Source organism: Metallibacterium sp. (genome assembly GCF_054637675.1).
Genome location: NZ_JBTSRB010000099.1, coordinates 1 through 3,404 on the forward strand (window position 1 = coordinate 1; position 3,404 = coordinate 3,404).

5 protein-coding genes are annotated in these 3,404 nt (G+C 65.1%); 4 read left to right on the top strand and 1 reads right to left on the bottom strand.

All coding sequences use genetic code 11. The features are described from left to right. The first annotated feature begins 199 nt into the window (after positions 1-199). Positions 200-694 (top strand): DUF192 domain-containing protein, encoded by a 495-nt coding sequence (locus ACYDAT_RS15815; RefSeq protein ID WP_461440600.1) that lies wholly within the window; start codon positions 200-202, stop codon positions 692-694. A 27-nt stretch (positions 695-721) separates the two neighbouring features. Here ACYDAT_RS15815 and ACYDAT_RS15820 read toward each other — a convergent pair whose 3' ends face one another. Then, positions 722-901, bottom strand: a complete 180-nt coding sequence (locus tag ACYDAT_RS15820; RefSeq protein WP_461440599.1) for a rubredoxin — start codon at positions 899-901, stop codon at positions 722-724. A 75-nt stretch (positions 902-976) separates the two neighbouring features. Here ACYDAT_RS15820 and thiE point away from each other — a divergent pair, with 75 nt between their 5' ends. The 3 genes from thiE to ACYDAT_RS15835 all read left to right on the top strand — a co-directional run bounded on the left by thiE (position 977) and on the right by ACYDAT_RS15835 (position 3,219). Next, the gene (gene thiE, locus ACYDAT_RS15825; RefSeq protein ID WP_461451373.1) at positions 977-1,618 is read left to right on the top strand and encodes a thiamine phosphate synthase; all 642 of its coding nucleotides are present in this window, start codon (positions 977-979) and stop codon (positions 1,616-1,618) included. Beyond that, positions 1,615-2,907 (top strand): glutamate-1-semialdehyde 2,1-aminomutase, encoded by a 1,293-nt coding sequence (gene hemL / locus ACYDAT_RS15830; RefSeq protein ID WP_461451375.1) that lies wholly within the window; start codon positions 1,615-1,617, stop codon positions 2,905-2,907. Before thiE ends, hemL begins: the two co-directional genes overlap by 4 nt. Positions 2,908-2,976: 69 nt before the next feature. Then, the gene (locus tag ACYDAT_RS15835; protein WP_461451377.1) at positions 2,977-3,219 is read left to right on the top strand and encodes a hypothetical protein; all 243 of its coding nucleotides are present in this window, start codon (positions 2,977-2,979) and stop codon (positions 3,217-3,219) included. Positions 3,220-3,404 lie beyond the last annotated feature (185 nt).

The window sequence follows — 3,404 nt, forward strand, 5'->3', positions numbered from 1 at the left end:
GTCAACTCCCTCCGCGCCCACTTCTCCACCCACAGCCGCGCTTCACAACCCACACCCCGCACAGAACCGCACAGAACCGCGACCCTACCCGTCAAGCCTACACAACCCCCCATGGGTAACCGGCAGGCTCACTGGCGCTGGCAACAGCCGCGCAACGCGGCATAGACTCCCGGCTCGCATAGATGCACGGAGTTCACCCATGAATCGCACGCAACATATGATGTTGGCCCTGATCGCCACCATGACGCTGGTGGCAGCAGGACCGCTAGCACAGGCGCAGGAAAAACTTTCACCGCCGCGCAAGCCGCTGCCCGTGGTCACGGTGACGTTGGCGCACACGCGCTTCACCACGCAAGTTGCGACGACGAACGAGAGCCGCGCCTACGGTTTGATGGATCGCACCACGATGCCTGTCGACAGCGCGATGCTGTTTGTATTCCAGCACGCCGAGCCACGCTGGTTCTGGATGAAGAACACCAAGATTCCGCTGGATATTCTGTTTTTCGATGCGCGGCATAAGCTGGTGGCGATGCAGCTCGACGCGCTGCCCTGCGTCAATGATCCGTGCAAGGTTTATCCGAGCAACAAACCGGCGCGGTACGTGCTGGAACTGGCCGCGGGCACCGCGCAGCGCCTTGGCGTGCGCGAAGGCGCGCAGTTGCATATCGAGGGCCGCTACGGCACGGTGCAGTGATGGCGCGGGTGCTCAGCGCGGCGTTGCTCAGTCGATTTCTACAAGCTCGAAGTCGGCCTTGGTAGCCCCGCAGTCGGGGCAAGTCCATGCGTCGGGAATGTCCTCGAAGCGCGTGCCGGGCTCGATGCCTTCTTCGGGAATGCCTAGCGCCTCGTCGTAGATGTAGCCACAGACGACACACATGAACTTGCGCGGAGTTGCGGACATGATCGGTGCAGTGGTTGATGGCGAACGCGCGATTGTCGCAGAACTTCGGCGCGTCTCCATACCCAGCATGCGCGCATGACGCCAGCGCTACTGGCGGACCGACGCGGCTTGTACGCGATCACCGATGGCACGCACGCCGATCTGCTGGCGCGTGCTGTTGCCGCGCTGCGCGGTGGCGCAACCGTGCTGCAATATCGAGACAAGTCCGGCGATGCGATGCGGCGCCAGGCCGAGGCCGCGGCACTGATGGAAATCTGCAACGCGCACGCGGCGCTGTGCATCATCAACGACGATGTCGACTTGGCGCGAGCAGTGGGGGCTCATGGCGTGCACCTCGGCGAGCACGATGCCGACTTGCTGAGCGCGCGCCACACACTGGGCGCGCAGGCGATCATCGGCGTGTCCTGTTACGACGATCTTGCGCGCGCGCGCGCAGCCGCGGCGCAAGGTGCGAATTACCTCGCTTTTGGCGCGTTTTATCCGTCGCCGAGCAAACCGCAGGCACGGCGTGCGCATCCGCAACTGCTGCGTGAAGCGCGTCACCTTGGCCTGCCGCTGGTAGCGATCGGCGGCATCACGCCCGACAATGGCGCAGCGTTGATCGCGGCCGGCGCGGATTTTCTCGCCGTGATTTCGGGCGTGTTTGCCGCGCCCGACAGCGAAGCCGCTGCGCGCCGCTATAGCGATTTGTTCACTTCATCGATGCCCAAGCCATGAGCAGCAATCACGAACTATTTCAACGCGCCAGCGAGCTGTTGCCCGGCGGCGTCAACTCGCCGGTGCGCGCGTTCAAATCAGTGGGCGGCGAGCCGTTTTTCACCGCCCGCGCCGACGGCGCGTATCTGTGGGATGTCGAGGGCAAGCGCTATCTCGACTATGTCGGCTCCTGGGGGCCGATGATCGCCGGCCACAACCACGCGCACGTACGCGCCGCGGTACAATGCGCGATCCAGGATGGGCTGTCATTTGGTACACCCTGCCCGGCCGAGGTCAGCATGGCGGAGGCCATCACGCGCCTGGTGCCGTCGATCGAAATGCTGCGCATGGTCAACTCGGGTACCGAGGCGACCATGGCCGCGATCCGGCTGGCGCGCGGCGCAACCCATCGCGACATCGTGGTCAAGTTCGAGGGCGGCTATCACGGTGTCGGCGACAGCTTTCTGGTGAAAGCCGGCTCGGGGGCGTTGACCTTCGGCGTGCCGTCCTCGCCGGGCGTACCGAAGGCGCTGGCCGATCTCACCTTGACCCTGCCCTACAACGACGCAGACGCCGCGCGCGCGCTGTTCGCCGAGCGCGGGGATCAGATCGCATGCGTGATCGTCGAGCCCATCGCCGGCAACATGAACTGCATCCCGCCGCAACCCGGTTTTCTGCAGGCGCTCCGCGAGCTGTGCAGCGCGCACGGCGCGCTGCTGATCTTCGACGAAGTGATGACCGGCTTTCGCGTCGCGCCCGGAGGTGCACAGCAGTTGTACGGCATCACGCCCGATCTCACCACGCTGGGCAAGATCATCGGCGGCGGCATGCCGGTGGGTGCTTACGGCGGCAAGCGCGAATTGATGCAGCAAATCGCGCCGTCCGGGCCGATCTATCAGGCCGGCACGCTCAGCGGCAACCCGGTGGCGATGGCCGCGGGACTGGCGATGCTGGAGCTGGTTTCCACGCCCGGTTTCCATGCCGCGCTGGAGCAGCGCACCGCGATGCTGTGCGCAGGGCTGGAGCAGGCCGCGAGCGCGGCTGGCGTGGCATTCACCACCAATCATGTGCCGGGCATGTTCGGTCTGTTTTTCAGCGTCGGCCCGGTGCGCAGCTACGCGCAGGCGACAGCCTGCGATGTCGCGGCATTCCAGCGCTTTTTCCGCGCCATGCTTGCGCGCGGCGTGTACCTCGCGCCCAGCGCGTTCGAGGCCGGCTTCATCTCGGCCGCGCATGGCAATGCTGAAATCGAGGTCACGCTCAACGCCGCGCGTGAGGCATTCCGCACCGTGGTTGAGGCGTCAGCGTGAACGACAGGCACGACAACGCCACGCTGCACATCGCGCCGCCGCATGACACGGTCGATGCGGAAATCGTCGGTGCCTGGATTTACCGATAGTGGGCGCGCGGCAATGGAGCAGGCCTGCCAGCATATGCCCGCGCTGTACCTGTGCACCCTGAATCAGGAGGATTTGTACCGGCATCCGGGTTGGGAGGTCACCGAGCAGGCCGATTACATCGCGCGCACGATCAGCGTCATGCGCGACACCTGCGCGCGCAGCACAGCGCACACTGAAACGCGACACCAGCCTGCGAGTAACCAGCGGCGCCGCACGCCGTGATCGCAGCGCGGAACAATCGTGAGCATCTCGTATGTTGACTCGATCCGCGGAGTCGTTTGCTCTCACACTCAGCACCCGCGTACCCATGCCGCTGCGTTCGTTTGGTCGAGCAGAAACCCGATGCGCATCCTGATCCCCCTGCTGTTGAGCGGATTGCTGCTCGCCTCGCCCGCATTCGTCGCGCC

Excerpts from the sequence above, each read along its gene's own strand:
- ACYDAT_RS15815 (WP_461440600.1), top strand. The coding sequence starts at position 200 with ATGAATCGCACGCAACATATGATGTTGGCCCTGATCGCCACCATGACG.
- hemL (WP_461451375.1), top strand. The coding sequence starts at position 1,615 with ATGAGCAGCAATCACGAACTATTTCAACGCGCCAGCGAGCTGTTGCCC.
- thiE (WP_461451373.1), top strand. The coding sequence starts at position 977 with ATGACGCCAGCGCTACTGGCGGACCGACGCGGCTTGTACGCGATCACC.
- ACYDAT_RS15820 (WP_461440599.1), bottom strand. The coding sequence starts at position 901 with ATGTCCGCAACTCCGCGCAAGTTCATGTGTGTCGTCTGTGGCTACATC.